The following is a 1,846-nucleotide window of genomic DNA, read 5'->3' on the forward strand; positions in this document are numbered from 1 at the left end:
GTGTGTAGTGCTGGAGAAAAAAATGTAATACTTGACTTTCAACCGCCCGCCACTGCTTTTTCGTGGGCCTTGGCTGTTGCCTGCACTATTTCTTCGTAGCCGGTCAAGGCGGCAAAGGGGGCGAATTGGGCGGCGCGTTTGTACAGGGCCATACGTATGTGCCTCTGCAGTTCGGGGCGTTCCTGTGAAATCCACATACACGAAATCGGTTCAGCAAATGAGCAGGCGGCTGACCATTTTGACTCGTCAGCCGCCCACCGTACTTATTGACTTGTCATTTTTCAAACCGCCTTAGCTCCTGTATAAGCTCCCCTAGTTTGTCGGTGAATTTATCCATGGACTTCTGGAAACTGGTCAGCAGGTAGAATGTCACCACAATGGGAAAGCCTACGGCAGAAACAGCGGTAAGTATTGTCTGTTCCATATACCGCTCCTTGTAAATAAGCCCCAGCTTGCGCCGGGGCCGTGCAGAAAAGCTGCGTCTTACGGAAGTTTCGTTTCTTCGACCTTACGGACAAAGACCTTATCGAGTGAGGCCAGGCTGCTTTCACCAATGGTCAGGAAGTTCTTGGCAATCATAGTGTCAGCTACCTTCTTGACTTCCGCCTCCGTCAAATCCTCACGGGGATAAGTCAGGGAAAGCGTCGTAGCCTTGCCGTTATCCAGCTTGAAATTCATAATCAGTGTGGTTTTCATGGTTTAACCTCCTCCTTACTCTGCCAGGTCACTGCTGTCAATGCGCCCTACAGCGTGCAGGGGCAGGCTCTGCAAATCACCTAAAGCCTGGCCGATGGCCAGCATGTCGGCGTCCGCAACTTCCGGGTTCACGCTCGTGATGTTCACGTAATTCAGCACCTCATGGCCGGAGGCGTTGGTGGACAGCACCCGGGAAAGTTTCAGTGTGGTCTTTTCATTCATTCGCATGTTTTTCCCTCCTTAAACACAAGCAAGCAAAAAGGCCGCCGGATTGTCACCCTGCGGCCTTCTTGCGGAATGACAACCCCAATATATATCTAACGCATGCCTGCGCTGATACCAAAAATATTGTCATTTCCGAGACGTATTCAGTTAGGGATTATAGGAAAGATTCTTTACAGTTCTTATATTATGGAGTTGACCGGTCAAAAACAAGGGGAATTTATTTTATTTAATGCGCAAGCTGTTCCTGCATAAGTTCCCACACACGCATAAGCGGCAGGTCTGCTTTACCAGTTAGCATCTACATAGCCGTTGGCCGCCTTATCGTCAAGGCCGAATACTTCCACCAATTTTAGCGCAATGGTTCGTTTATCAAAGTTAAGACTCCTTAGCGCCGCTATTGTGGCCAGTATGCCTTCCTCACGACCTTCTTTGCGGCCTTCCTCACGACCTTCCTGTCGGCCTTCTTCGGTGGCATATCTTATCTGCGCCGCTTGGTCTCGGCGGAATTTTTCTGCTTTTTCATAGGACCGTTTGGCCACTTCGTCCTTGGTGAACACGTCTTCCACCTCCATTGCCTCTTGAATTGCGGCCTCGCTTGCCGCGATTTCTGCCAGCTCCTCGTCTGGTGTTTTATTATAACGCCGTTGTTCCAGTTTTGCCATAGGCAAAACTTCCTCTTGGCGTTTCAACGAGGCGGGAGATATGCTCGCCGCCTGTTTTGGTATTCGTGCCCCCACCTGCTGAGGTGGGGGACATTTTCTTGCCTCGTTATATTCTATGACTTTACCCTCGAAAAGGCAAGTTTTTCCCCGTCCAAGACCGTCTGGCCACTTCGTCCTTGGTGAACACAAATACTTTGACATCCATCATATATTAGGTTATAATTTAATCAAGAAGAGCCCTGTCGCTTTGAGGACAGACCTTT

Annotated in this window: 4 protein-coding genes; all 4 read right to left on the reverse strand. The window is 49.6% G+C overall.

Annotation, left to right across the window (positions count from 1 at the left end; translation table 11 throughout):
• Positions 1–274 precede the first annotated feature (274 nt).
• The 4 genes from DL94_RS16205 to DL94_RS0113250 all read right to left on the reverse strand — a co-directional run bounded on the left by DL94_RS16205 (position 275) and on the right by DL94_RS0113250 (position 1,583).
• Positions 275–424: a YvrJ family protein gene (locus tag DL94_RS16205; RefSeq protein ID WP_071837954.1), complete on the reverse strand. Its 150-nt coding sequence runs from the start codon at positions 422–424 to the stop codon at positions 275–277.
• 59 nt (positions 425–483) lie between these two features.
• Positions 484–696: a DUF2922 domain-containing protein gene (locus DL94_RS0113240; RefSeq protein ID WP_028130576.1), complete on the reverse strand. Its 213-nt coding sequence runs from the start codon at positions 694–696 to the stop codon at positions 484–486.
• 15 nt (positions 697–711) lie between these two features.
• Complete coding sequence (locus DL94_RS0113245) at positions 712–924, reverse strand: DUF1659 domain-containing protein (RefSeq protein WP_037371963.1); 213 nt, start codon at positions 922–924, stop codon at positions 712–714.
• Between the two features lie 281 nt (positions 925–1,205).
• A complete protein-coding gene (locus tag DL94_RS0113250) occupies positions 1,206–1,583 on the reverse strand; it encodes a hypothetical protein (RefSeq protein WP_028130578.1) in 378 nt (125 codons plus the stop codon).
• Positions 1,584–1,846 lie beyond the last annotated feature (263 nt).

It is taken from the genome of Selenomonas sp. AE3005, assembly GCF_000686945.1.
Taxonomy (GTDB): domain Bacteria; phylum Bacillota; class Negativicutes; order Selenomonadales; family Selenomonadaceae; genus Selenomonas_A.